25 protein-coding genes are annotated in these 24,882 nt (G+C 72.4%); 12 read left to right on the top strand and 13 right to left on the bottom strand.

The window, feature by feature from the left end:
* Positions 1 to 14 precede the first annotated feature (14 nt).
* Genes QE359_RS17355 through QE359_RS17335 form a run of 5 tightly spaced genes read right to left on the bottom strand, consistent with a single transcriptional unit; the run spans position 15 to position 5,344 of the window.
* Positions 15 to 1,628, bottom strand: coding sequence for an amidohydrolase family protein (locus QE359_RS17355; RefSeq protein WP_309780094.1), 1,614 nt, complete (start codon positions 1,626 to 1,628; stop codon positions 15 to 17).
* Positions 1,625 to 2,287, bottom strand: coding sequence for a bifunctional 4-hydroxy-2-oxoglutarate aldolase/2-dehydro-3-deoxy-phosphogluconate aldolase (locus tag QE359_RS17350; protein ID WP_309780093.1), 663 nt, complete (start codon positions 2,285 to 2,287; stop codon positions 1,625 to 1,627). Before QE359_RS17350 ends, QE359_RS17355 begins: the two co-directional genes overlap by 4 nt.
* Positions 2,288 to 2,304: 17 nt before the next feature.
* Positions 2,305 to 3,282 (bottom strand): sugar kinase, encoded by a 978-nt coding sequence (locus tag QE359_RS17345; protein WP_309780092.1) that lies wholly within the window; start codon positions 3,280 to 3,282, stop codon positions 2,305 to 2,307.
* A complete protein-coding gene (locus QE359_RS17340; protein WP_071294560.1) occupies positions 3,279 to 4,121 on the bottom strand; it encodes an IclR family transcriptional regulator in 843 nt (280 codons plus the stop codon). The genes QE359_RS17345 and QE359_RS17340 overlap by 4 nt, the downstream gene beginning before the upstream one ends.
* Entirely contained in the window at positions 4,121 to 5,344 is a 1,224-nt protein-coding gene (locus QE359_RS17335; RefSeq protein WP_309780090.1) for an alanine racemase, read from the bottom strand. The genes QE359_RS17340 and QE359_RS17335 overlap by 1 nt, the downstream gene beginning before the upstream one ends.
* A gap of 156 nt (positions 5,345 to 5,500) precedes the next feature.
* Between QE359_RS17335 and QE359_RS17330 the strand changes: the two genes are divergently transcribed.
* A complete protein-coding gene (locus QE359_RS17330; RefSeq protein WP_309780089.1) occupies positions 5,501 to 6,904 on the top strand; it encodes an MFS transporter in 1,404 nt (467 codons plus the stop codon).
* 134 nt (positions 6,905 to 7,038) lie between these two features.
* Positions 7,039 to 7,815, top strand: a complete 777-nt coding sequence (locus QE359_RS17325; protein WP_083403156.1) for an endonuclease/exonuclease/phosphatase family protein — start codon at positions 7,039 to 7,041, stop codon at positions 7,813 to 7,815.
* 328 nt (positions 7,816 to 8,143) lie between these two features.
* Here QE359_RS17325 and QE359_RS17320 read toward each other — a convergent pair whose 3' ends face one another.
* Genes QE359_RS17320 through QE359_RS17310 form a run of 3 tightly spaced genes read right to left on the bottom strand, consistent with a single transcriptional unit; the run spans position 8,144 to position 10,802 of the window.
* Positions 8,144 to 8,815: a methionine ABC transporter permease gene (locus tag QE359_RS17320; RefSeq protein ID WP_309780088.1), complete on the bottom strand. Its 672-nt coding sequence runs from the start codon at positions 8,813 to 8,815 to the stop codon at positions 8,144 to 8,146.
* On the bottom strand, positions 8,812 to 9,852 hold the full coding sequence (locus QE359_RS17315; protein WP_071302673.1) for a methionine ABC transporter ATP-binding protein: 1,041 nt from the start codon (positions 9,850 to 9,852) through the stop codon (positions 8,812 to 8,814). Before QE359_RS17315 ends, QE359_RS17320 begins: the two co-directional genes overlap by 4 nt.
* Positions 9,852 to 10,802 carry a MetQ/NlpA family ABC transporter substrate-binding protein gene (locus tag QE359_RS17310; protein WP_309780087.1) on the bottom strand — a complete coding sequence of 317 codons (951 nt, stop codon included), beginning with the start codon at positions 10,800 to 10,802 and terminating at the stop codon, positions 9,852 to 9,854. The genes QE359_RS17315 and QE359_RS17310 overlap by 1 nt, the downstream gene beginning before the upstream one ends.
* 143 nt (positions 10,803 to 10,945) lie before the next feature.
* Here QE359_RS17310 and QE359_RS17305 point away from each other — a divergent pair, with 143 nt between their 5' ends.
* Positions 10,946 to 11,434, top strand: a complete 489-nt coding sequence (locus tag QE359_RS17305; RefSeq protein WP_309780086.1) for a 2'-5' RNA ligase family protein — start codon at positions 10,946 to 10,948, stop codon at positions 11,432 to 11,434.
* Positions 11,435 to 11,484: 50 nt separating this feature from the next.
* Here the strand turns inward: QE359_RS17305 and QE359_RS17300 are convergent, their stop codons facing one another.
* From QE359_RS17300 to QE359_RS17290, 3 genes are all read right to left on the bottom strand, one after another.
* Positions 11,485 to 12,732, bottom strand: a complete 1,248-nt coding sequence (locus QE359_RS17300; protein WP_309780085.1) for a D-arabinono-1,4-lactone oxidase — start codon at positions 12,730 to 12,732, stop codon at positions 11,485 to 11,487.
* Positions 12,733 to 12,775: 43 nt separating this feature from the next.
* A complete protein-coding gene (locus QE359_RS17295; protein ID WP_309780084.1) occupies positions 12,776 to 14,254 on the bottom strand; it encodes an MDR family MFS transporter in 1,479 nt (492 codons plus the stop codon).
* Between the two features lie 128 nt (positions 14,255 to 14,382).
* Positions 14,383 to 14,646 (bottom strand): acylphosphatase, encoded by a 264-nt coding sequence (locus QE359_RS17290; RefSeq protein ID WP_083403155.1) that lies wholly within the window; start codon positions 14,644 to 14,646, stop codon positions 14,383 to 14,385.
* Between the two features lie 122 nt (positions 14,647 to 14,768).
* Here QE359_RS17290 and QE359_RS17285 point away from each other — a divergent pair, with 122 nt between their 5' ends.
* The 7 genes from QE359_RS17285 to QE359_RS17255 all read left to right on the top strand — a co-directional run bounded on the left by QE359_RS17285 (position 14,769) and on the right by QE359_RS17255 (position 21,292).
* On the top strand, positions 14,769 to 15,467 hold the full coding sequence (locus QE359_RS17285; RefSeq protein WP_309780083.1) for an NrtR DNA-binding winged helix domain-containing protein: 699 nt from the start codon (positions 14,769 to 14,771) through the stop codon (positions 15,465 to 15,467).
* Between the two features lie 16 nt (positions 15,468 to 15,483).
* Positions 15,484 to 16,755, top strand: a complete 1,272-nt coding sequence (gene nadA / locus QE359_RS17280) for a quinolinate synthase NadA (RefSeq protein WP_309780082.1) — start codon at positions 15,484 to 15,486, stop codon at positions 16,753 to 16,755.
* Between the two features lie 2 nt (positions 16,756 to 16,757).
* Complete coding sequence (gene nadB, locus QE359_RS17275; RefSeq protein ID WP_309780081.1) at positions 16,758 to 18,377, top strand: L-aspartate oxidase; 1,620 nt, start codon at positions 16,758 to 16,760, stop codon at positions 18,375 to 18,377.
* Positions 18,374 to 19,258, top strand: coding sequence for a carboxylating nicotinate-nucleotide diphosphorylase (gene nadC, locus QE359_RS17270; RefSeq protein WP_309780079.1), 885 nt, complete (start codon positions 18,374 to 18,376; stop codon positions 19,256 to 19,258). Before nadB ends, nadC begins: the two co-directional genes overlap by 4 nt.
* Position 19,259: 1 nt before the next feature.
* Positions 19,260 to 20,399, top strand: coding sequence for a cysteine desulfurase family protein (locus QE359_RS17265; RefSeq protein WP_309780078.1), 1,140 nt, complete (start codon positions 19,260 to 19,262; stop codon positions 20,397 to 20,399).
* A gap of 90 nt (positions 20,400 to 20,489) precedes the next feature.
* On the top strand, positions 20,490 to 20,756 hold the full coding sequence (locus QE359_RS17260) for a hypothetical protein (protein ID WP_070418313.1): 267 nt from the start codon (positions 20,490 to 20,492) through the stop codon (positions 20,754 to 20,756).
* 245 nt (positions 20,757 to 21,001) lie between these two features.
* Entirely contained in the window at positions 21,002 to 21,292 is a 291-nt protein-coding gene (locus QE359_RS17255; protein ID WP_309780077.1) for a hypothetical protein, read from the top strand.
* 21 nt (positions 21,293 to 21,313) lie between these two features.
* Here QE359_RS17255 and QE359_RS17250 read toward each other — a convergent pair whose 3' ends face one another.
* Positions 21,314 to 21,775, bottom strand: a complete 462-nt coding sequence (locus QE359_RS17250) for an MSMEG_6728 family protein (RefSeq protein WP_261647219.1) — start codon at positions 21,773 to 21,775, stop codon at positions 21,314 to 21,316.
* Between the two features lie 88 nt (positions 21,776 to 21,863).
* On the opposite strand from QE359_RS17250, the gene QE359_RS17245 reads away from it, so the two are divergent.
* Positions 21,864 to 22,460 carry an NAD(P)H-dependent oxidoreductase gene (locus tag QE359_RS17245; protein ID WP_309780075.1) on the top strand — a complete coding sequence of 199 codons (597 nt, stop codon included), beginning with the start codon at positions 21,864 to 21,866 and terminating at the stop codon, positions 22,458 to 22,460.
* A 168-nt stretch (positions 22,461 to 22,628) separates the two neighbouring features.
* Here QE359_RS17245 and aroQ read toward each other — a convergent pair whose 3' ends face one another.
* On the bottom strand, positions 22,629 to 23,072 hold the full coding sequence (gene aroQ, locus QE359_RS17240) for a type II 3-dehydroquinate dehydratase (protein ID WP_070418316.1): 444 nt from the start codon (positions 23,070 to 23,072) through the stop codon (positions 22,629 to 22,631).
* 139 nt (positions 23,073 to 23,211) lie between these two features.
* Between aroQ and QE359_RS17235 the strand changes: the two genes are divergently transcribed.
* Positions 23,212 to 24,882: a sodium:solute symporter family protein gene (locus QE359_RS17235; RefSeq protein ID WP_071294544.1), complete on the top strand. Its 1,671-nt coding sequence runs from the start codon at positions 23,212 to 23,214 to the stop codon at positions 24,880 to 24,882.

Raw genomic sequence — 24,882 nt, 5'->3', positions numbered from 1 at the left:
CGCTGAGCGAAGCCTCATCGACCCCCGGTGCGCGCACCGCCCGGACGGCTCCACGTCGTCCGGCGGATGCCGGCACCGGGGGTCGCGTGCGTCAGGACGCCGTCGGTGAGCACCGGGACGCCCGCGACGACGACGTCGTCGACGCCCTCGGCCAGCAGCATCGGCTCGGCGTACGTCGATCGGGCTCGGACGCGCTCGGGGTCGACGACGACGAGGTCGGCGATCCACCCGGGCGCGACGGCGCCGCGGTGCCCGAGTCCGAAGCGCTCGGCGGGCAGGGTCGACAGGTGCTGCTGGACCTCCCACCACGTGAGCAGCCCGGGCCGTGCGTAGTCCCCGAGGTACCGCGCGAAGGTGCCGTACGCACGGGGGTGCGGGTGCGTCCCGACGAAGATGCCGTCGGACCCGCCGGTGTGGCCGCCGGACCGGAACAGCTCCGCCAGCTGCTCGGGCGTCCGCGGGTGCGGCACCCGCATCACGACCGTGACCTGCAGGTCCGAGTCGACCAGGACGTCGAGCGCGAGGTCGACCGCGTCCGTCCCGGTGGCCGTGGCGGCCTCGGCGAGGGTGCGGCCCTGCAGCGCGTGGAACTCGGGCGCGGGGACGTGCGACAGCGTGATCTGCTCGGCCCAGCCCGGTCCGAGGTCGGCGCGCCCGAGGACCCGTTCGAGCACCGCGGCGCGGACGGCAGCGCGCCCGCCGTCCACTGCGAGCGCCCGGGCGAGGTCGTCGGTGCCCGGCCGGGCCAGGCCCGCGGGCAGGAGCAGCATCGACAGGATCGTGCAGCCGCGCGAGTACGGGTAGGCGTCGAACGACAGCGGGGCGCCCTGGGCCTCGGCGTGGGCGAGCTCCGCCAGCGCGAGGTCGACGGGAGCGTGGAGGTGCGAGACGTGGGCGCGGCCGCCGCCGGCGCGCACGATCCGGACGACCTCCTCGATGCCGGCGCCGGCGTTGGTCTCGTAGCCGCCGCGCATGTGGGTCACGTAGGTGCCGCCGGCGGCCGCGGACTCGGCGGCGAGGGCGGCGATCTCCGCGGTGCCGGCGTGGAGTCCGGGGACGTAGTCGAGGCCGGTCGCGAGCCCCACGGCGCCGTCCGTCATGCCCTGCCGCACGAGGGCGCGCATGGCGTCGAGCTGACCGGGGTCGGCCGGGGCCGGGTCGTCGCCCGTGACCTCGTGCCGGACGGTGCCGGCCGGCACGAGGGTGGCGACGTTCAGCGCGGTCGTGCCGTCGTACGTCGCGAGCAGCCCCGCGATGCCGCCGCCGCGGTACGTCGGGTGGGGGCCGTCGATCGCCGCGAAGTACCGCGCGGCGTAGGAGCCGTCGCCCGGTGCCGGACCGACGCCGTCCTGTCCGGTGACGATCGTCGTGACGCCCTGCCGGAGGAGGGCGAGCTGCACGGGCTCGTCGAACACGAGCGACCCGGCGTGGGAGTGCGCATCGACGAACCCGGGCATGACGAGCCGACCGGTGCAGTCGACCACCGTGGCGTCGGCCCCGGCCCGGAGACGTTCGCCCGGACCGCCTCGCTCGGCGACCAGTCCGTCGCGGACGAGGACGTCCGACCGGTGGGCCGAGCCGTCGGTGTCGACGACGGAGCCGCCGGTGAGCAGGACCTCGGACGTCACCGTGCGAGCCCCGCGACGAGTCGCTCGGCGCGGGTGCGGAGGCCGTCCAGGTCGCCGGTCGTCAGGGCGTCACCGACGAGCGGCGAACCCAGGCCGACGGCGACGGCGCCGGCCGCCAGGTACTCGGACGCGTCCTCGATGCCGATGCCGCCCGTGGGGATGACGTCGACGAAGTCGAGCGGGGCGAGGACCTGCTTGAGGAACGCGGGTCCGCCGAGCTGTGCGGCCGGGAACACCTTGACCGCGCGCGCCCCGAGCTGCCAGGCGCGGACGATCTCGGTCGGGGTGGCGGCGCCCGGGTACCAGCCCAGACCACGCTCGTGCGCCCGTTCCCCGATGTCCGGGTCGAGGTGCGGGCTCACCGCGAACACGGCACCCGCGGCGGCGGCCTCGTCGAGCTGTCGTGGTTCGAGGACCGTGCCGACGCCGATCGACGCGCCCGTGCCGTAGCGCTCGACGGCCCAGGCGATGCCCTCCCGCCAGCGGGGCGTGTTGGTCGTGATCTCGATCGCCCGGACCCCGGCGTCGACCAGTGTCGCGACGACGTCCTCGACGTGCTCACCCGTCCCGCCGCGCAGGATCGCGATCGCCGGGCCGGCGGCGTGCCGGTGCCGGACGCGGGGAGCGGCGGACGGGTCGGTGCTGGTGGTGTTCGTCATGGTCTTCGTTCCTCGCCTCAGCGGTCGACGCGGTCGTGGACGGCGTGGTCGACGTCCGTGGGGGTGGTCGGGTCGTGCAGCGCGGCCGGGTCCGGACGGCGCCAGTCGCTCTCGACCGTGCAGGCGAGCGCACCGGCGTCGGCGGCACGGTCGAGCGCCTCGGCCGTCGTGGCTCCGCCGAGGGTCGCCGCGAGCCAGCCCGCGACGAAGGCGTCACCGGCACCGACGGGGTCGACGACGCGCACCGGGGTCGCCGGGCGCCGCAGGAACGCACCGTCCACCGACGCCACCGCGCCCCGGGAGCCGAGCTTGACGACGGCACGACCCCGGCCGAGGGCGGCGAGCTCGTGCGCGAGCGTCTCGTCGTCGCCCTCGTCGTCGCCGAGCCCGAGCACGAGTCGGGCCTCGTCGTCGCCGGCGAACACGATCGACGACCGTGTGGCGACGGCCCGGTAGCGGGCGCGGGCTGTCTCGGCGTCGATGAGCTTGGGCCGGTGGTTCACGTCGAAGGACACCGGGACCTCGGCGGCGTCCGCGCGGTCGAGCGCGGCCTCGACCGTGGCCCTGGCGTCCTCGGAGATGGCGAGGGTGATGCCCGTGACGTGCAGGAGCGCGGCGCGTTCGACGGCGCTCGCCGGCAGGTCGCTCGCCCGCAGCGCCGATCCCGCCGAACCCCGGCGGTGGTAGGTCACCCGCGTGCGTCCGTCGGCCAGGCGCTCCTTCATCATGATGCCCGTCGAGCGGTCCGGGTCCGGCACCGCGACGACGTCGACACCCGCGCTCCGGACGTCGCGCGTCACGCGGTCCCCGGCGGGGTCGGTGCCGACGCGACCGATCCACGTCGTCGGGACACCGGCGCGCACGAGGCCGATCGCGACGTTGCTCTCGGCTCCGCCGGTGTCGACCCGCATGTGCTCGAGGTCGGGGACCGCACCCGTGTCCCCGCCGGTGAGGAGCAGCATCGTCTCCCCGAAGGTCAGGACGTGGCCGGTCACCGGGTGCCCTTCGCCAGGGCGAGCTGGGCGGAGGAGGAGCCGAGCGCGACCGAGATCTCCAGCGCGGTCCGGACGACGCCGTCGCCGAGTTCGCGGACGGCCGCGGCGGGGAACCGGGAGGCGAGCCCCGAGATGCTCATCGCGCCGACGACCTGGTTCGCGTGGTCGAGCACGGGCGCGGCGACGCAGCGGATGTCGGGCTCGTTCTCGCGGTCGTCGATGCCGTAGCCACGGCCGTGCGTCCGGTCGATCTCGGCGCGCCAGCGGTCGTCGTCCACGATGGAGTGCTCGGTCATCGCCGTGGCCGGTTCCGCCAGCACCCGGTCGAGCAGCTCCGGCTCGCCGAACGCCACCATCGCCTTGCCCGAGGCCGTGTTCCGCATCGGCAGTCGGTTGCCGATCCGCGAACCCATCCGGACCGTGCCGCGCGTCTCGACCTTGTCGACGTAGACGATGTCGGTGCCGTCCGGGACGACGAGGTGGCAGGTGAGACCCGTGCGTTCGGCGGTCCGCCGGAGGAACGGCGCTGCGGCGGCGCGGAGGTCGATGCCCTCGAGGTAGCTCTGCCCGAGCAGCAGCGCCCCGAGCCCGAGGGTGAAGCCGGCGTCCGGGGTGCGGCGCAGCAGGTCGTTCTCGAGCATCGGGGCGGTCAGCCGGAGCACGGTCGACTTCGAGGTGCCGAGCTCCGCGGCGAGCACGGTCAGCGACACCGACGGCTCGCCGTTCCGGGTGCGGTCGGCGATGCGGTCGAGCAGCCGCAGCCCGCGTCGGAGCGACAGGGCGGCGTTCCGTGCCGGAGCGTCCTCGGTGGAGGGGGCGACGGGGGTCGTGGCGCGCATCAGAACCACGTCGCGATCGTGTCGAGGACGGTCTCGTCGTCGTCGATGACGGTCACCTGGCGCCACTTGTCGAAGACGGTGCACGGGTGCGAGATGCCGAACACGACGACGTCGCCGGGCGCGAGCCCGGGTGCCCCGTCCGCCAGCGCGAGGTAGCAGTGCTGGTCGTCGAGGCGGGTGACGGTGACCGCCCCGGGGTCGGGTGCGACGGGGACGACGCCAGCCGCGCCTCCTGGGCCGACGTGCCGGACGGAACGGACGGAACGGACCACCGGCAGCCCCTCGTCGAAGGAGATGTCCCGCTTGCCGACCGCGACGAGCGCGAGCCCGGGCTCGGGGCACGACGTGACGCGTCCCCAGACCTCGATCGCGGCCAGGAGCGAGCCCTCGTCGGGGTGGCGACCGAAGGGGGTGCGCTCGGCGTAGAAGCCGTCGTCGTGGGTGAGGGACGCGCCGGACCGGAGCAGCACGTCGAGGTCGTCGGGGCGGGCGGCGACCGCGTCGACCACGCCGTCGAACCAGGCGCTGCCGCCCATGCTGAGCAGGGCGCGCGGGGCCTCGACCAGCGGGCGGACGGCTGCCGCGACGGCGAGCACCCCCTCGACGTAGGCGCGGGCGGCGTGCACGTCGGGCAGGCCGCCCTCGTACCCGGCCACCCCGCGGAGCGAGAGCCCCCGGTCGTGGGCGAGCTGTGCGAGGTCCCGTGCCTGCTGCGCGGTGCGGACGCCGGTGCGACCGCCGGGGAACCCGACCTCGACGACCACGTGCAGGTCGCCGTCGACCGCGTCCTGTGCCGCGCGGCCGGCCTCGACCCCGGCGGGGGAGTCGACCCAGCAGAGGACGTCGGCTTCCGGGTCGGCGGCGCGGCGGGAGGCGAGCCAGGCGAGACCGGTGGGGTCGAGGACCTCGTTCGCGACGACGATCCGGTGGATGCCGTGCTCCCACGCGACCATCGCCTGCTGGACCGCGGCGACGGTGACGCCCCAGGCGCCGGCGGCGATCTGTCGTGCGGCCAGTGCCGGTGCCATGTGCGTCTTCATGTGCGGCGCGAAGAGCAGACCGTGCCGCTCGACGTACGCCTGCATGACGGCGGTGTTGTTCGCCAGTGCCGACTCGCGGAGGGTCATCACCGGCAGGAACGCGTGCTCGAGGACGTGCCGGCGCACCGGTGCTGCCGGGTCGGGCGCGCCCTTCGTGGTGACCGTGCCGGGTGTGGTCGTCATCGATCCTCCTGTGCGTCTGCGGTGCCTCCACGCTCCCGGTGGCCGGGTGTCGGGGGCAACGCGCTCGTCCTCCTCATTCTGCGGTGCAGAACACCATCCCGTCAGCGCCGTCCCCGGACGTCTCGGAAACCGATCGGGCATAGCATTCGTCCTGCCATGACGACGACGATGACGACACGACGACGGGGGAGCACCGCGGTGGCCGTGCTCGTCGCAGGGACCTTCTTCATGGAGCTCCTCGACGGCACCATCCTGGCCACGGCCGCTCCTGCGATGGGTCGGGACCTCGGCGTCGACTCGGCGGCCATCGGCGTGGCGATCACGGCGTACCTGGTCACCCTCGCGGTGTTCATCCCCGTGAGCGGATGGTTGACCGACCGGATCGGCTCGCGGACGGTCTTCGCCGGCGCGATCGTCCTGTTCACCGTGGCGTCGGGGCTGTGCGCCCTCTCCACCGGGCTCGTCGACCTGACGATCTGGCGCATCGTGCAGGGGCTCGGCGGCGCGCTGATGGTCCCCGTCGGGCGGCTCGTCGTCCTGCGGAGCGCCGGACGCGAGCAGCTCGTCACGGCCATCGCGATCCTGACCTGGCCGGCCCTCGCCGCGCCGATCATCGCGCCGTTCGTGGGCGGCGTGCTCGTCGACACCCTCACGTGGCACTGGATCTTCCTCATCAACATCCCGCTCGGGGTCGTCGCGTTCGTCGCCGCGCTCGTCCTCGTGCCACAGGAGCGGGCGTCCGAGCGGGTGCCGTTCGACTGGTTCGGGTCGCTGCTCGCCTGCTTCGGCCTCGGGTCGCTCGTGGTCATGGCGTCCCTGCTCGCCCTCGACCGCGTGCCCGTGCTGGCGGTCGTGCTCTCCGGCGTCGTCGGGGCGGTCGGCTGCTGGCTGGCGATCTGGCACTTCCGCCGGGCGCCGCACCCGATCATGGGGCTCGACTCGTTCCGGCTCGAGACCTTCCGGGTGTCGCACGCCGGCGGCAGCCTGTTCCGCCTGGCCGTCTCCGCCGTGCCGTTCGTCCTGCCGCTGCTGTTCCAGGACGCGTGGGGGTGGAGCGCCGTGCTCGCCGGGTCCGCCGTGCTGTGGGTCTTCGTCGGCAACCTCGGCATCAAGCCCATGACGACGCCGTTCCTGCGCTGGTTCGGGTACCGGCCGGTGATCATCGTGTCGAGCGCGGTCGCGGCGCTGAGCGTCGTCGCGATGGTGTTCATGACCGAGGACACCCCGTTCTGGCTCCTCGCCGTGCTCCTCGTCGTCAGCGGTGCGGCGCGGTCGGTGGGCTTCACGGCCTACAACACGATCGCGTTCGCCGACGTCGAGCAGGCGGACATGACCCCGGCGAACACGCTCTCGTCGACCCTGCAGCAGACCGCCGCCGGGTTCGGTGTGGCGGTCGGCGCCGTGGTCATCCGGGCCGCGTCGGGCCTCGGTGGATCCGGTCCGTACGACGCCGCGTTCTGGGTCATCGCCGCCCTGCTCGTCGTCGCCTGCGTCGAGGGCGTCCTGATGAGCCGTACAGCCGGTGAGACCGTCCGCCCCGCCCGTCGCGTCCGGGCCTGAGCGCGCATCGTCCGTTTTCCCCGCGGTCACACGCACGAAACCGAGGCCGCGCTACAGTCTCAGCAACAGTCCGCGAACGCCGAGTACGGTTGCCGCGGCAGGGCGACCGGAAACGCCCGGAACAGGAAGGCAGCATGGCCGCGCCAGAGCAGCAGGGGACGATCACAGCCGAGACGGCCGTGGAACCGACCGGGTTGCGCGTCGTCAGCTACAACCTCCGCGAGCACACTGCGAACGGCGAGCTCGCCTCCCTGGCCGAAGCGTCCCAGGCGGACGTCATCTGCGTGCAGGAGTGCGACAGCAACGACCTCGCCCCCTCGATCGCCGGCCTCTCCCTCGCCGCGTCGACCAAGGCGAACCGGCTCGGCCTCGCGATCTACAAGCGCGACGACCGGTTCGAGGTCGAGGACTTCAGCATCCACTCCCTGCAGAAGTCGCTGCACGACCGGGTCCTCGCGCCCGCGCACGAGCGCCTGATCGCCATGCACCTGCGCGACAAGGAGGTCGACGCCGAGGTCATCGTGGCGTCCTTCCACGCCTCACCCCTCACCGCCACGAACTCGCTGCGCCGCAAGCAGATCGAGGCCGCGCACCAGTTCGTCCGCGAGCTCTCGAACGACGCCCCGGCGATCATGGTCGGCGACTTCAACTACCCCTGGTTCCAGACGAACCTGCGCCGGAAGATCGAGCAGCACGGGTTCGCGCTGTCGCTCTCCGACCAGCCGACGTACCTGCGCTACCGCAAGTTCACGGGGCACTTCGACTTCGCCACGAGCGTGGGGCTGCACATCGCCGGCGTGGAGACCCTGCCCGCGGGCATCTCCGACCACCGGCCGATCCTGGTGCGTGCGCACTACGAGCACCCGGGCGCGACGGGCACCGTCGCCACCGTGGAGTCCCCGGCCGCCTGACGCGCCCGCCGAGGTCGCGCAACACGCCGCACGTGGGTCGCCGAGGTCTCACGAACTGCCGCGCGCTCGATGCAGGGACGGCAGGACGTGCGACCTCGGCCCGCGCGGTGACGGACGCACGCACAGGAGGCGCGGTGCCGGTCTCGTGGACCGGCACCGCGCCTCCAGGCCGTCGCGGTCGCAGGACATGCCGCCAGCGTGACGCCGAGGTCGCACGACGTGCCGCTGCGCGGTGCAGACGGCGGCACTTCGTGCGACCTCGGCCCCGCGCGGCGCGCGCGCGCCGCGCGGCGCGCGCGCCGGGCGCCCGCGCCCGCGCGCCCGCGCGTCAGCGACGCAGGGTCGCCCGCGCCAGCCGGTTGCCGATGAACTGGCCGAGCTGCACGATGATGACGATCGCCGCCACCGACACGTACACGATCCACCAGTCGTACCGCTGCGACCCGTACGTGATCGCGTACTCGCCGAGCCCACCGCCACCGATCAACGCTCCCTGCGCCGTCATGTCAACGATGCCGATGTAGATGAACGTGTAGCCGAGGATGAGCGGCCCGAGGCCCTCGGGGATGAGGACCGTGAGCAGGATCGACAGCGGGTGCGCTCCCGATGCCCGTGCCGCCTCGACGACGCCGGGGTCCACGGACAGCAGGTTCTGCTCGACGATCCGGGACACCGCGAACGACGCCGCGAGCGAGATCGCGAAGGTCACCGCGGGGACGCCGATCGTGGTCTGCACGACCACGCGGGAGAGCGGGGCGATCGCCGCCAGGAAGATCACGAACGGGATCGGCCGGACGAGGTTCACGACCACGTTGATCATCGTGTACGCGGCCCGGTTGCCGAGCAGGTTGCCCGGGCGGGTGGCGTACAGCGCGAGGCCGAGCGCCAGGCCGATGATGCCGGCGATGACGAGCGACACCAGGGACATCACGATCGTGTCGCGGATGGACGCGACGAAGACGTCGAACGTGTCGATCACGCTCTGGAACGAGTTGTTCACGCTGCGCCCTCCTCGTCGGTGGTGATGCGCGCGGCACGGAGGGCCGCGACGGCCGCGTCGATCTCGGACGGACCGGCCGCGGTCAGCTCGTAGGTGAGCGACCCGATCCGGCGTTCCCGGATCTCGCCGACCCCGCCGTAGACGAGCTCGGCGGTCACCCCGGCGGAGCGGAAGACCTGGTCGATGCGGTTCTGCAGCCCGGCCTCGTCGGTGATCTGGACCGTGACGAGGCGACCGGGGTGCCGTTCGCGCAGCCGTGCGACGGTCTCCGCCGAGGGCCGGTCGTGCAGGGCGGTCCGGACGAAGCGCTGGGCCGCGCCGGTCTGCGGGTTCGCGAACACGTCGTAGACGTCCCCGACCTCGACGACGCGCCCCTGCTCCATGACGGCGACGCGGTCGGCGATCTGTCGGACGGCGTCCATCTCGTGCGTGATGACGATGATCGTGACGCCGAGCTCCTTGTTCACCCGGCGGAGGAGCCCGAGGACCTCGGACGTGGTCTCGGGGTCGAGCGCGCTGGTCGCCTCGTCGGCGAGGAGCAGGTCGGGCGACGCCGCGAGCGCCCGGGCGATCCCGACGCGCTGCTTCTGCCCGCCGGAGAGCTGTTCGGGGTAGGCGTAGGCGCGGTCGAGGAGCCCGACGAAGTCGAGCAGCTCGGCGACCCGGCGGTCCCGTTCCTCCTTCGGCACGCCCGCGACCTTGAGCGGGTACGCGACGTTGCCGGCGATGGTGCGGGACCGGAAGAGGTTGAACTGCTGGAAGATCATCCCGATGTTGCGCCGTGCCGTCCGGCGGTCCCGCTCGGGCAGCGCCGTGAGCTCGTTGCCGGCGACCGTCACCGACCCGGACGAGGGCAGCTCGAGTGCGTTGACGAGCCGGACGAGCGTGGACTTGCCGGCACCGGAGTACCCGATGACGCCGAGGACCTCTCCCTGGTGCACGTCCAGGGAGACGTCCTCGACGGCCACCACGGTCTCGCCGGTGTCGGCGCGGCGGTAGTGCTTCGAGACGCCGCGGAGTTCGACGAGGACCGGCACTACTGCTTGGCCGCCTTCGCGTCCTGCTCGACCTTCGCGAGTTCCTCTTGCAAGGAGGACGCGCTCTCGTCGCGGCTGACCGCCTCGGGCAGGTCCTTCTTGAAGACCTTCTGCACGGACTCGTCCTGGAAGAGCTTCGCGAGGTCGAGGTAGGTCGTGTTGTCCTTGTCGGCGTTGCGCACGGCGAAGACGTTGACGTACGGTGCCGCGCTCGCGCTCGAGGGGTCGTCCTGGTAGATCGCGTCGGAGATCGGCAGGCCGGCGGCGGTGGCGTAGTTGTTGTTCACCACGGCGGCCGCGACCGAGCCCTGCTGCAGGGCGTTCGCCGTCTGCGAGGCGTTGAGCGGCTGGACGTCGACCTTCGACGACTCGATGTCGGTGGTCGTCGAGAAGGCCGACCCGCCGTCCTTGAGCGTGACGAGCTTCGCTGCCTGCAGGATGAGCAGCGCGCGGGCCTGGTTGATCGAGTCGTCCGGGATCGCGACCTTGGCGCCCTCGGGCAGGTCGGCGACGTCGTCGTACTTCGTCGCGTAGAGCGGCAGCGGGTAGACGGCCGTCGAGCCGATCGGCTGCAGGTCGTCGTTCGAGGTGACGTTGTAGTCGGCCAGGTACTGGATGTGCTGGAACTGGTTGATGTCCAGCTGCTTGTCCTTGAGCGCCGGGTTCGGCAGCGAGTAGTCGGAGAAGTTCGTCAGCTTGACCGTCACGTTGAGCTTCGACTTCGCCAGCTTCGTGTAGGTGCTCCAGTAGGAGAGCGACTTGTCCGCGACACCGATCGTGACGGTCTTCGGCGAACCACCGGCGGCAGCGCCGTCGTCGGACCCGCCGGAGCGGACGGCGCCGACGATGAGGGCGACGACGATCGCGACGACGACCACCGCGGCGGCGATGATCCAGCCGATCGGGCGCTTGCCCTTCGGCTTCTCGGGCAGAGCGGGTGCAGCGGACATGTCGGAGCTCCTCGTGGGCAGTGCTGTGGGGGTCCGCGGTGGTCCGCGGCGTGCAGTCGAGTGTGACGGGCCGCCCGGCACGGTGCGAGTTCCGTTCCGCCGTGTTACATCGCTGTCACACGGTTCATTGGTTCACTCGGTACGTGCGCAGTCTCGAACTCGTCCTCGATCCGTCGTCGGACGCCGCCGTGCGCGCCGCGTGGGACGCGCTGGTCCGTGCGGACCTGCCGAGCCTCGGACGGTCGGACACCAACAGCCCCCACGTCACGCTGGCCGCCGGCGACGACCTCCGGATCCCGAGCGGGTTCGACGTGCCGGTGCCGTCGCGGCTCCGGCTCGGTGGCGTCCTGCTGTTCCCCGCGGGACCGGGGCGCTCGGTGCTCGCCCGCGCGGTGGTCGTCGGCCGTGCGCTCGCCGCGTTCCACGAGGCGGTGCACCGGGCGTCCCCGGGAGGGATCGAGACCACGTCGCCGGGGGCGTGGTCACCGCACCTGACGTTCGCGCGACGGGTCCGGGACGAGGACCTCGGTGCGGCCGTCGCGGCGCTCCGCGGGACCCCGCTCCCCGATCTCGTGGTCGGTGGCGTGCGGTTCTGGGACGGAGGGTCCAGGACGGTCACGCCGGTCGGGTGACGCGGGTTCGGCTCACGTCCGCGTCGTGACGATGGTCCAGGAGGCGCGGCTCACGTCCCCAGGACCCGCTCGCCGAACGACGACGCGAACGTCCGCTCCGGGTCGGCCGCCGCGACGAGGTCGCGGAAGTCGGCCAGCCGCGGGTACAGCCCGGCGATGGCGGCCGCGTCGAGGGAGCTCATCTTGCCCCAGTGCGGTCGTCCGTCGAACGGTGCGAGGAGCGCCTCGAGGTCCGGGAGCAACGCGGCCACCTCGGCCGGGTGCTTCTGCCACGTGAACGCGATGCAGAGCACGTCCTCGCCCTGCGTCGGGCTCAACCAGAACGGGTCCGCCGCCATCGTGCGGAGCTCGCAGACGTGCAGGTGCGGCTGGATGCGGGCGGCCATGGTCCGGACGGCGTCGAGTGCCGCACCCGCGTGCCGGAGGGGGACGAAGTGCTCGCTCTGCACCTCGGAGCCGTGGCTCGGCACGGAGTCGATCGGGAAGTGCGGCAGCCGGTCCCACCACGGCCCGACCGAGCCGTCCCGGGCGGTGTGGTGTCCGTCGCCGGGCGAGCCGGGCAGCCGGGGCGCGCCGAACAGCTCGTCCGGGACGGCCACGTCGTCGTCGCCGTCCGGCACGCGCGACTTCAGCAGGACCTCGCTCACCGTCTCGCCGAACACCGTGTACGAGCAGACGGACGTCGCGGCGGCGTGGACCTCGGCGACGTGGGCGGTGAAGGTGTCCCACGGGATCGGTCCGTAGGTGTCCTGGCGCATCCGGTAGCTCGGCTGGACGTCGAGCGTGACCCGGGTGAGGACGCCGAGCAGGCCGAGGTGGAGCACGGCGCCGTCGAACGCCGGGTCGTCGCGGTCGATCGTCCGTGCGGACCCGTCGGGCCCGAGCACCTCGAACGACCGGACCGCGGTGCTCAGCGACCCGAGTGCGGTGCCGGAACCGTGCGTGCCGGTCGCGATGGCGCCGGCGATCGAGATGTGGGGGAGCGACCCCGTGTTGTGCAGCGCGAACCCGGCGCGGTCGATCTCGGGCGCGACGACGCCGTAGCGGGTGCCGGCGCCCATCGTGACCGTCCGTCGCTCGGCGTCGACTGCGAGGTCGGTCGGGATCCCGGTGAGGTCGAGCAGCACGCCGGGGGCGTCCGGCGCGTCGTTGAACGAGTGCCGGGTACCGAGGCCGTGCACCCGGGGCGACCGGGCGACGATCTCGGCGGCCTCGTCGATCGACGACGGGCGGAGGACCCGTTCGGCCGTGTAGGTGACCGTGCCGGACCAGTTCAGCTCGCTCGTCGTCGACCGCATGACGCCCACGATGCCACGCGCACCCCGGCGCGTGCAGTTCCCGTCAGTGCATCGACGGTGCGGGGGTACCGTCCGGGGTCGCCGGGCGACGCACGAGGGAGCACATCACGATCCCGAACAGCGAGATCACCGCGCCGACGAGGAACGCCGTCCGCACGCCGGAGGCCGTGGCCTCGGCGAGGCCCGCGGCGCCGCTGCCGGCCGCCGCACCCGAGGCACCGATGGTGAGGAGCGTGACGAACAGCGCCGTGCCGGCGGCTCCGGCCAGCTGCTGCGCCGTGCCGAGGACCGCGCTGCCGTGCGAGTAGAGCTTCGGGGGCAGCCCGCCGAGCGCCGCGGTGAACAGCGGCGTGAAGGTGAGGGCGAGCCCGATGCTCAGGACGACGTGGGCGCCGAGGACGAACCACACGCTGGTGTCGACGCCGACGGTCGAGAGCGCCCAGAGGACGGCGCTGACGATGATCGAGCCCGGGATGAGCAGTACCCGCGGACCACGGCGGTCGTAGACGCGACCGACGATCGGGGACAGCAGACCCATGATGAGGCCGCCGGGCAGCAGGAGCAGGCCGACGTTCAGGACGTCGAGCCCGAGGACCCGCTCGAGGTAGATCGGCAGCAGGATCAGCGTGCCGAACATCGCCATGAAGCTCAGGCCCATCGCGACGATCGGGACGGTGAAGCCCTTCGTCTGGAAGGTGCGGAGGTCGAGCAGGGCGCGGTCGCCACGCTGCAGCCGGGTCTGCCGGAACACGAACAGGGCGAGGGCGAGGGCGCCGACGACGAGGGAGACGATCGGCACGAGCGGCCCGGTGGTGCCGGCCTCGCCGATGCTCGAGAGGCCGTAGACGATGCCGCCGAACGCGAAGGCGGACAGCACGACCGAGAGCACGTCGAGCGGGGCCTTGCGGGGCGTCGACACGTTGCGGACCTTGACCATGCCGAGGATCAGCGCGGCGAGGGCGATGGGCAGCACGAAGCCGAAGAGCCAACGCCACGAGAAGGCGTTGAGGATGAGCCCGGAGATGGTCGGGCCGATCGCCGGGGCGACGGAGATGACGATCGAGATGTTGCCCATCACGCGGCCGCGGTGCGCCGGTTCGATGAGCGTGAGCACCGTCGTCATGAGCAGCGGCATCATGATCGCGGTCCCGCTGGCCTGCACGATGCGCCCGAGCAGCAGCATCGAGAACCCGGGCGCGAGCAGCGCGATCAGGGTGCCGGCCGAGAACAGGCTCATCGCCCAGACGAACACCGGCCGGGTGTTGAAGCGCTGCAGCAGGAACCCGGTGATCGGGATGACGACCGCCATGGTGAGCAGGAAGCCCGTGGTGAGCCACTGCCCGGTCGCGGCGCTGATGTCGAGGTCGTCCATGAGCCGCGGGAGCGCGACACCCATGATCGTCTCGTTGAGGATCACGACGAACGCCGAGACGAGCAGCAGCCCGATCACGAGTCGGGTCTCGCCGGCGGAGGGCTGCGCGACGCTCCCGGTGCGGGGTGCGGAATCGACGGCCTGGGTCATGCGGGGCTCCTGGTGGATCACGACTGGTGGAACGAGGGGGCGCCATGGGCGCAGACAGGGCAACCGCCTGAGTGGATTCGATTATTCCGCTTCGGTCCGACATCCGTCGACGTCGGGCGGCGACCGGGTCAGTGCAGGATCGCGAAGCCGTCGACGTCGCCGTGCGGCACCACCGCGCGGCAGGTCACGTCGGTGACCTCGGCGGACGGCGGGCCGGTCCGGATGAACGTCATCAGGGCGTCGACCGCGGGGGCCGGACCCTCGGCCTCGACCTCGACCGTGCCGTCGAACAGGTTGCGGGCGTACCCGGCGAGTTCGAGCCCGTCGGCCTTCCGTGCGGTCCAGTACCGGAAACCGACCCCCTGGACCGTCCCCGACACGACGGCGTGCATCCTCGTCACCGTAGTCATGCGGCTCAATGTAGGCGCGCGGTCCGACCAGGAGTTTTCGACGCTGTTTCCGTCTCGTGAAACCCGGTGATAGTGTCATCCCAACCCGAACACTTCGAGTCATCATGACACTTACTCCCGAGCTCCCCATCCGCGTCGCGGTCTCCACCGTGATCGTGGCGCTGCGCCCGCACCCGGACACCGGGGCGCCGGCGCTGTGGATGCCGCTCGTGCGTCGGGTGGCCGAACCGTACGAGGGGGCGTGGGCGCTCCCCGGCGGTTGGGTACGGCCGGACGAAGGACTCGAGGACTCTGCCGCGGCCCGCCTCCGCGAGACCACCAACGTCCAGCCGCGCTACCTCGAGCAGCTCTACGCCTTCGGTGACGTCGACCGCTCGCCGAGCCGCGTCGTGTCGATCGTGTACTGGGCCCTCGTCCACCCGGACGAGGCGAGTTCGGTCCCCGACGACTGGAACGTGCGGTGGTTCCTCGCCGACGAACACCCGCCGCTCGCCTTCGACCACGACCGGATCGTCGCGTACGCGCTCTGGCGGCTCCGCAACAAGATGTCGTACTCCCGGATCGCCCAGGCGTTCCTGGGGGACCGGTTCACCCTCGCCGAACTCCGCGGGGTGTACGAGGCGGTGCTCGGGCGTGCGCTCGACCCCGCGAACTTCCGTCGCCAGGTCGAGAAGACCGACGCGATCCTGCCGACGGACGAGACCACGAGCGGGGGCCGGCACCGGCCGGCCCGGCTGTACCGCTCGAACCCCGACCTGGCCTACGCGGACAACGGTCCGCTGCAGCAGGGCAAGAAGCCGTAGAACCGAAGGAACACCCGTGTCCATCGCCACCACCATCGAACTGATCTCCAACGGTCAGGCCGCCGGCAGCACCTGCACGCCCGACCTGGCGTTGCCGACGTGGGACTTCGACTCCCGGCCCGGCTACGGCCCCGGCTCGTCGATGTCGGACGTCATCCCGACCTCGGCGCCCCGGCAGGGCGTCATCCCGGACGAGTACCGGAACGCCCCGGACGACGAGCTGCACGAACGCATCGAGCGGGCGAAGGCCATCCTCGGCGACCGCGTCGTGGTCCTCGGGCACTTCTACCAGCGCGACGAGGTCGTGCGGCACGCGGACTTCCTCGGCGACTCGTTCCAGCTCGCGAACGCCGCGCTGACCAAGCCCGACGCCGAGGCCATCGTGTTCTGCGGCGTGCACTTCATGGCCGAGACCGCGGACATCCTCGCCCGCGACGACCAGCGCGTGATCCTGCCGAACCTCGCCGCGGGCTGCTCGATGGCCGACATGGCCGACATCGACAGCGTCGAGGCGGCGTGGGCCGAGCTCGAGCAGGTCTACGGCACCGAGCCCGACGCCGACGGCCGCGTGCCGGTCATCCCCGTCACGTACATGAACTCCGCCGCCGACCTCAAGGCGTTCTGCGGGCGGCACGGCGGCATCGTGTGCACGTCGTCGAACGCCGCGACCGTCCTCGAGTGGGCGTTCGAGCGCGGGCAGCGCGTGCTCTTCTTCCCCGACCAGCACCTCGGCCGGAACACCGCCAAGGCGATGGGCATCAGCACCGACCTCATGCCGATGTGGAACCCGCGGAAGCCCCTCGGCGGCAACGACGAGCAGACCCTGCAGGACGCCAGGGTCGTCCTCTGGCACGGCTTCTGCTCGGTGCACCGCCGCTTCACCGTCGACCAGATCGACCAGGCCCGCCGCGAGCACCCCGGCGTGCAGGTCATCGTGCACCCCGAGTGCCCGATGGCCGTCGTCGACGCCGCCGACCACGCCGGCAGCACCGACCTCATCCGGAAGACCGTCGCAGCCGCCACCGAACCGACCACGTTCGCGATCGGCACCGAGATCAACATGGTGAACCGGCTCGCCGCCGAGTACCCGCAGCACACGATCTTCTGCCTCGACCCGGTGGTGTGCCCCTGCTCGACGATGTACCGCATCCACCCCGGCTACCTCGCCTGGGTCCTCGAGGCGCTCGTGCGCGGCGAGGTCCTCAACGAGATCGTCGTGCCGGCGGACGTCCAGGCCGACGCCAAGGTCGCACTCGAGCGCATGCTCGCCGCCCGACCCACGGTCTGACCGTGCACGTCGTCATCGTCGGCTCCGGCGTCGCCGGACTCACCGCAGCGATCCGCGCGAGTGCCCGTCACGACGTCACCCTGGTGACGAAGGGCGCGCTCGCCGACGGCGCGACGGCGTACGCGCAGGGAGGCGTCGCCGTCGCGCTCGGCGCCGACGACTCCGCGTCGCTCCACCAGGCGGACACCCACGTGGCGGCAGCGGGCAGCGCCGACGCCCGCGCCGTCGAGGTGCTCTGCACCGACGGCCCCGCGCGGGTGCGGGACCTGCTGTCGCTCGGCGTCCCCTTCGACCGCACCACCGACCCGACGAGCCTCGACCGGTACGGCGACGACCTGGCCCGCGGGCGCGAGGCAGCGCACGGCCGGTGGCGCGTCGTGCACGCGGACGGCGACGCGACCGGGGCCGCCATCGAGCGCACCCTCATCGCCGCCCTGCACCGCCGGCACGTCACGATCCTCGAACGGACCTGCCTCGTCGACCTCGTGGTCCGGGACGGCTCGGTCGTCGGGGTCGACGTCCTCGACCTCCTCGGCGAACCCCGGCGGATCGACGCGGACGCCGTCGTGCTCGCGTCCGGTGGCGCCGGACACCTGTTCCGCGAGACCACCAACCCGCTCGTCGCGACGGGCGACGGGCAGGCAGCCGCCTGGCGTGCCGGTGCCGTGCTGGCCGACCTGGAGTTCGTGCAGTTCCACCCGACCCGCCTCGCGGTCCCCGGCGGCGGGCTCGTCTCCGAGGCGGTCCGTGGCGAGGGAGCGGTGCTCCGTGACGCACGAGGGCACCGCTTCATGGTGGACGTCCACCCCGACGCCGAGCTCGCCCCCCGCGACGTCGTCGCCCGGGGCATCGCGGCCGCCGTCCGGGAGCAGGACGGAGAGCCCGTGCTCCTCGACGCGACCGGCCTCGACCCCGCCTTCCTCGTCCGGCGCTTCCCCGGGCTCACCCGCGCCACCCGGTCCGCCGGCTTCGACTGGACCCGCGAGGGCGTCCCCGTCTCCCCGGCCGCGCACTACTCGATGGGCGGGGTCGCCACCGACGCCGAGGGACGGACGAGCCTGCCCGGCCTCCTCGCGATCGGCGAGGTCGCCTGCACGGGCGTCCACGGCGCCAACCGGCTCGCGTCGAACTCGCTGCTCGAAGGACTCGTCTTCGCGGTCCGCGCAGCGGACGCGCTCGACGTGCCGCGACCCGGCAGACTCCGCCTGCGCGGCGACGCGGGTCTCCCCGTCACCAGCGTGCCGAGTGTGACCGACGCGATCCGCGCCTCCCGTCCCCTGCTCCCAGGAGGCGCGGCTCGACCCACCGGCGACGCCGACGTCCGCCAGGCGGTCCAGTCCGTCATGACGGACCGGGTCGGGCTCCTCCGCGACGCGAGCGGTCTCGCGAGCGCACGACGCGACCTGTCCGCCCTCGTCGTGCCAGGGCCGACCGGCGTCCGCGACCTCGAGGACCGGGCACTGCTCGACCTCGCCCGGGTCACGGCGCTCGCCGCCGAGGCCCGGACCGAGTCCCGCGGTGCCCACGCCCGCACCGACCACCCCGACACCGATCCCACAGCCCCCGCGTCGACCGCGTGGGTCGCCCAGCACACCGCCGTCCCGCAGGAGGTACCCGCATGACCGTCGACCCCGGCACGATCCCCCCGCACGCCCTCCGACGCGTCATCGACACCGCGCTCGAGGAGGACGCCCCCTGGGGCGACGTCACGAGCGAGACGCTCATCCCCGCAGACGCCACGGCGACCGCGACCCTGGCGGCGCGCGAGCCCGGCGTCCTCAGCGGCGGCGACGTGTTCGTCGCCGTGATGCACGCGGTCGACCCGACGATCGACGCGGTCCTGCACGTGCCGGACGGCAGCCGCTTCACCGCGGGCGACGTCCTCGCGACCGTGAGCGGTCCCGCCCGGTCGGTCCTCCGTGCCGAGCGCGTCGCACTGAACCTGGCGCAGCGGATGTCCGGCATCGCCACGGCGACCGCGACCTACGTGGCGGCCGTGGCCGGCACCCGTGCCCGGATCGTCGACACCCGCAAGACGACGCCCGGTCTGCGGGCCCTGGAGCGGTACGCCGTGCGGTGCGGCGGCGGGCACAACCACCGGACCTCGCTGTCCGACGCCGTGCTCGCGAAGGACAACCACCTCGCCGTGCTCCTCGCGGGCGGGATCGGCATCGGGGACGCGATCGCCGCGGCCCGCGAGCGGCTCGGGCACACCGTCCACCTCGAGGTCGAGGTGGACCGCATCGACCAGATCGAGCCCGTCGTGGCGGCCGGCGTCGACACGATCATGCTCGACAACTTCACCACCGACCAGCTCGAGGCCGGCATCCAGGTCGTCGCCGGGCGAGCCCTCGTCGAGGCCTCCGGCGGGGTGTCCCTCGACACGGTCGCCGCGATCGCCGCCACCGGGGTCGACGTGATCTCCGTCGGGGCGCTCACCCACTCGGCGCGGGCGCTCGACCTCGGGCTCGACGTCGACGTGGCCGTCGGCACCGGCGTCTGACGTGTTCTACCTGGACCGCGCGGCCACGACGCCCGTGCGCCGCGAGGTGCTCGAGGCGATGTGGCCGTACCTCACCGGGACGTTCGGCAACCCGTCCTCCACGCACGGGGTCGGCGACGCCGCAGCCCGGGGTCTCGCCGACGCCCGCGCCACCGTCGCCGCGGTCCTCGGGTGCCGCCCGGCCGAGATCGTGTTCACCACCGGCGGGACCGAGGGTGCGAACACCGCGGTGAAGGGCATCGCCCTGGCGTCCCCCCGCGGTCGCCACGTCGTCACCAGCGCGATCGAGCACGAGGCGGTGCTCGAGAGCTGCCGGTACCTCGAACGGTTCCACGGGTTCGACGTCACGGTCCTGCCGGTCGACCGCGACGGGGTCGTCGACCCGGACGTCCTCGCGGCGGCGCTCCGCCCCGACACCACCCTCGTCTCGATCGCGCACGCCGACAACGAGATCGGCACGGTGCAGGACGTGCCGGCGCTCGCCGCGGTCGCCCACGCCGTCGGGGCCCGGTTCCACACCGACGCCGTCCAGTCGGCGCCGTGGCTCCCGGTCGGGCTCGACGTGCTCGGCGTCGACGCGGTGTCGGTGTCCGGGCACAAGCTCGGCGCACCGAAGGGCACCGGCGTGCTCGCCGTCCGGTCCGGCGTGGCGCTCGAACCGCTGCTGCACGGTGGGGGACAGGAGCGGGGGAGACGCTCCGGCACCGAGGACGTCGCGGGTGCCGTCGGCGTCGCCACGGCCTTCGCGCTCGTCGCCGCGGACCGGGACGACGCGGCCCGGACCGCGACCGCCACCCGGGCCGCCGTGCTCGACGGGGTGCTCCGGTCGGTGCCCGGGGCGTTCGTCACCGGGTCGCGGACGTCGCGGCTGCCCGGCCACGCGTCGTTCTGCTTCCCCGGGGTGAACGGCGAGACGGTCCTGCTCGAGCTCGAGGAGCGCGACGTCGTGTCGTCGTCCGGGAGCGCCTGCGCTGCCGGCAGCACCGAGGCCTCGCACGTGCTCACGGCGCTCGGCCTGTCCGACGAGGTCGCCCGGACGGCGCTGCGTCTGACGTTCGACGCCGGCCTGACCGCGGCGGACGTCCCGGTGGTCGTCGAAGCCGTCGCCGCAGCCGTCGCGACCGTCCGCGCCCTCGCCTGACACCCACCAAGGGTGTACTAGACGTTCTACTCCATGAGTGGGGTCGTGTCCCCCCTTTTGCGGACCGGCGAAGTGCGCCAGAGTGTTCACATGGCAAACGCGATGACGACTCGGGTCCGGCAGGAGGACCACTTCCGGGCGGTCCAGCTCCTCCCCGCACCCGCGACCGTCCTCGCGCTCGTCCTGGCCGCGCAGCACGACCTCGGCACCGCCCCGCTCGGGCTCATCGCCGTCGTCGGAGCACTGGCGACCATCGGGAGTGCCCTGCTCCCCATGGTCCGACCCGCCGCGGCCCGACGGTCGATGCCCGCACCGACCGAGACGGACCGGTACCGAGAGGACACCGAACACCCTTGAGGACCAGCACCGTCGAGTCCGACCCCTGCGGACTCGCCGGTGCGACGAGCCGGACCAGGTTCCCTGACCTGCGTCCGGCGCGGGGCACGACACCCCCTGATTCGTCGTGCTCCGCAGCACCTGTGACCCGTCGTGGGCGCGGGCGTCGCTTCCCCTGTGCGATGCCCGAACCCCCTGTGCCCACGGCGGGTCCCGGTGCGCTGCTCCGCGCCCACGAGCCCGGGCGCTCGCACTAGCGTGGGGCCGTGCCCTCCTACCGTGTGACCCTCGCCGTCGGAGCGCTCGCACCCGGCGCCACCCCGGACGCCGTGCTCCCCGAGGCCGCACGGCTCGTCGCCGAGCTCGTGGTGGTCGAGGCGCGGGATGTCCGACTGCTCGGCGGTGTCCCGTGCGCAGTGGTCCGGTTCGAGTCGCCGTCGGACGACGTGGCCGGAGCCGTCGCCGAGCACGCGGCCACCGGGCTGCGAGCGACAGCCGAGGTGCGGTCCGTCGCGGTCACCCGCCGTGACGGCGGTCGCTGGACCCCGATCGCCTGAGGCGACGAGGAGGACGCGTCGTCAGCGCGGCACCGGCGCGACCGTCCCCGGCCAGACGTAGTCGAGGTCGTCCGGCACGTCGGGGAACAGCGGCCGGTAGTGCTCCGGCGCCTTCTGCACGAGCTTCGACCGGTGCGAGCGGTGCACGGCGGGGTCCGCGTTCCACGACGGCACCGGGTAGTCGGCCCGCTCGTACGCGTCGAGGTCCTCGGGGACGAGCGCGAGGTCGGCGAGCGTCTTCTCCAGGCAGGTGTCGGCGTACCCGCGCTCGGTCCAGGCGCGGCACGTGGCCTGCTGGTACGCCATCAGTGCCGGTCGGTACCCGCGCCACATCGCCACGACGGGGTGGTGCTGCCAGCCGTAGTCCGGCAGCGTCAGTGCCCGCATCACCTGCAGCGTCTCGACCCGTTGCTTGCCGAGCCGCCGGTCGTCGAGCACCTCGGCCGAGGCGCGGAAGTCCGGGTACGGCAAGAACGTCTGCATGGCGCGGACGGTACGCGGCGGCGCTGGAACCCGACACATGCCGTCACACGCCGACCGACGGGCGTCCAGGCGTGTGAGCATCGAGCACATGAGCGGAGAACTCGTCGTCGGCGTCAGTGGCAGCCCCTCGGACCCCTCGCGGACGTCCACGCTGGTGGCTGCGACGGTGGCGCGCCTCGGACAGGAGATCGACGACGCCCGCACCGAGACCGTCGAGATCGGGCCGCTGCTCGCCGATCTCGGCGCGGCACCGTCCCGCGAGGCGATGTCGGACCGCACGCGACGCGCGCTCGAGACGGTCGAGGCGGCGGACGTCCTCGTCGTCGGCAGCCCGGCGTTCCGCGCCGCGTACTCCGGTGCGTTCAAGCTCTTCTTCGACTGGATCGGGCAGTACGACCTCGTCGACACCCCGGTGCTGCTCACCGCGACCGGCGGGAGCGATCGGCACGCCCTGCTCGTCGAGCACCAGATGCGGCCCCTGTTCGGCTTCTTCCAGTCGACGACGCTGCCGATCGGCGTCTTCGGCAACGAGCGGGACTTCGCCAAGCGCGAGGGTGGCTACGACATCGCGAACGTCGACCTCGAGCTCCGCATCGACCAGGCCGTGCAGCGGGCGCTCCCGATCATCCGCGGGGGCTTCGCCACCGCTGCCACCACCGACGTCCGGCGCCCCGCCGACTTCTGACCCGGAGCCCGTCGCGCGGCGAGTCTCGGCTCCGCGGACACTTCCGTGGTCCGTCGGCCGCGAAAGTGTCCGCGGGCGCGAGACTCGGCGCACGCCGGCCGGGCGCGGGCGCGGGCGCGTGGGACGGGAGGCGCGGTGCGGGCCCGACCCGCGCCTCCTGGACCCGACTCAGCCGAGCAGGGACGCGACGTGCGCGACCGCCAGGCGGTAGCCGTCCGCGCCGGCGCCGGCGATGACGGCCGTCGCGGCCGTCGCGACGTGGTCGACGTGCCGGAACGGCTCCCGCTTCCACGTGTTCGAGAGGTGCACCTCGACGACCGGTACCGACAGCGCCTCGACCGCGTCGTGCAGCGCGACCGAGGTGTGCGCGTAGGCGGCGGGGTTGATCACCACGCCCACGAAGTCGTCGAGTGCCTCGTGCAGCCACTCGACGAGCTCGCCCTCGCGGTTCGTCTGCCGGAAGTCCGCCTCGAGCTCGTGCACCGCGGCCTCGGTGTGCACGATCGCCTCGATCTCGGCGAGCGTCACCGTGCCGTACTGGTCCGGGTCGCGCCGTCCGAGGATGTCGAGGTTCGGGCCGTTGAGGACGAGGATGCGCGGCTGCTCGGTCATGCCAGGAGCCTACCGAGCGCCCGCAGTCGCATTGCGGGTGCGATGCATACCTCGGCTATGTGAACGGTCACAATTCGGTGTAACGTTCCCGTCCGGGTCGGCGGAGTTGTCGATCGCAACACACTGACGTGGAGTTTGAATGGTTCTCGCTGCAGCGAACAACGGGATCCGGCTCGATCTGGGCTGGGTCGACTACCTGATGATCATCGTGTACTTCGCGGTCGTCATCGGGATCGGTTTCACCGCCCGGAAGCAGGTCCGGACGAGCATGGACTTCTTCCTGTCGGGCCGCTCGATGCCCGCGTGGATCACGGGCCTCGCGTTCGTGTCCGCGAACCTCGGCGCGACCGAGATCCTCGGCATGGCCGCCAACGGTGCCCAGATCGGCATGGCGACCCTGCACTACTACCTGGTCGGTGCCGTGCCGGCCATGGTGTTCCTCGGGCTCGTGATGATGCCCTTCTACTACGGGTCCAAGGTCCGGAGCGTGCCGGAGTTCATGCTCCGCCGCTTCGGCAAGGCCCCGCACCTGGTGAACTCGATCGCGTTCGCGGTGTCGAACGTGCTCATCGCTGGCATCAACCTCTACGCCATGGCCATCGTCATCGAGGCGATGCTCGGCTGGCCGGAGTGGCTCGCGATCATCGTGTCCGCGGGCTTCGTCCTCGTCTACATCACCCTCGGCGGGCTCTCCAGCGCGATCTACAACGAGGTCATGCAGTTCTTCGTGATCATCGCCGGCCTCATCCCGCTGACGATCGTCGGTCTGCACCGTGTCGGTGGCTGGAGCGGCCTCTCGAAGGCCATCACCGAGACCCAGGGCGTGCAGCACCTGCAGGCGTGGGCCGGCACCGGCTTCGGCGACGTCACGAACCCGATCGGTGCGAACTGGCTCGCGATCGTGCTCGGCCTCGGGTTCGTCCTCGGCTTCGGCTACTGGACGACGAACTTCACCGAGGTGCAGCGCGCGTTCTCGGCGAAGAACATGTCCGCCGCCCGCCGCACCCCGCTCATCGCCGCGATCCCGAAGCTCTTCATCCCGGCGATCGTCGTCATCCCCGGCCTCATCGCCGCGGCCGTCGTGGGCAACCAGTTCGCCTCGGGTGCCCTCGACTACAACGACGCGATCCCGAAGCTCATCCAGATGTACCTGCCGACCGGTGTGCTCGGCGTCGCGGTCACGGGGCTCCTCGCCTCGTTCATGGCCGGTATGGCGGCGAACGTGTCGTCGTTCAACACCGTCTTCACGTACGACATCTGGCAGCGCTACATCAAGCCGAACATGCCCGACGTGCACTACCTGAAGACCGGGCGCTGGGTCACCGTCGTCGGCGTGCTCGTCGGCATCGCGACCGCGTTCATCGCCGCGCAGGCGTCGAACATCATGACGTACATGCAGACGCTGTTCTCGTTCTTCAACGCGCCGCTGTTCGCCGTGTTCATCCTCGGGCTGCTCTGGAAGCGGATGACCACCGCCGGTGCGCTGTGGGGCTACATCCTCGGCATCGTGACGCCGACGATCACGTGGATCGCGTACCTCGTCAACCCGGACCTGTTCGCCACCGCGACCGCCGAGACCCTCTACGGCGCGATCATCTCGTTCGTCACCGTGCTCGTCGTCGGGTTCGTCGTGTCGATGGTCACGAAGCCGAAGGACGAGAAGGAGCTCGGCGGGCTGGTGTACGGCGTCGGCAAGATCGACCTGCACAGCGACTCCGTCGCGACCGACACCGCCTGGTACCGCTCCCCGGCGCTGCTCGGCACCGTCGCACTGATCCTGTGCGTCGTCCTGTACCTCCCGTTCCTCTAG

The organism is Curtobacterium sp. SORGH_AS_0776, assembly GCF_031453355.1.
GTDB lineage: Bacteria > Actinomycetota > Actinomycetes > Actinomycetales > Microbacteriaceae > Curtobacterium.
The sequence above is the reverse complement of the archived record's forward strand: the minus strand, read 5'-3'. Positions and strand labels throughout refer to the sequence as shown.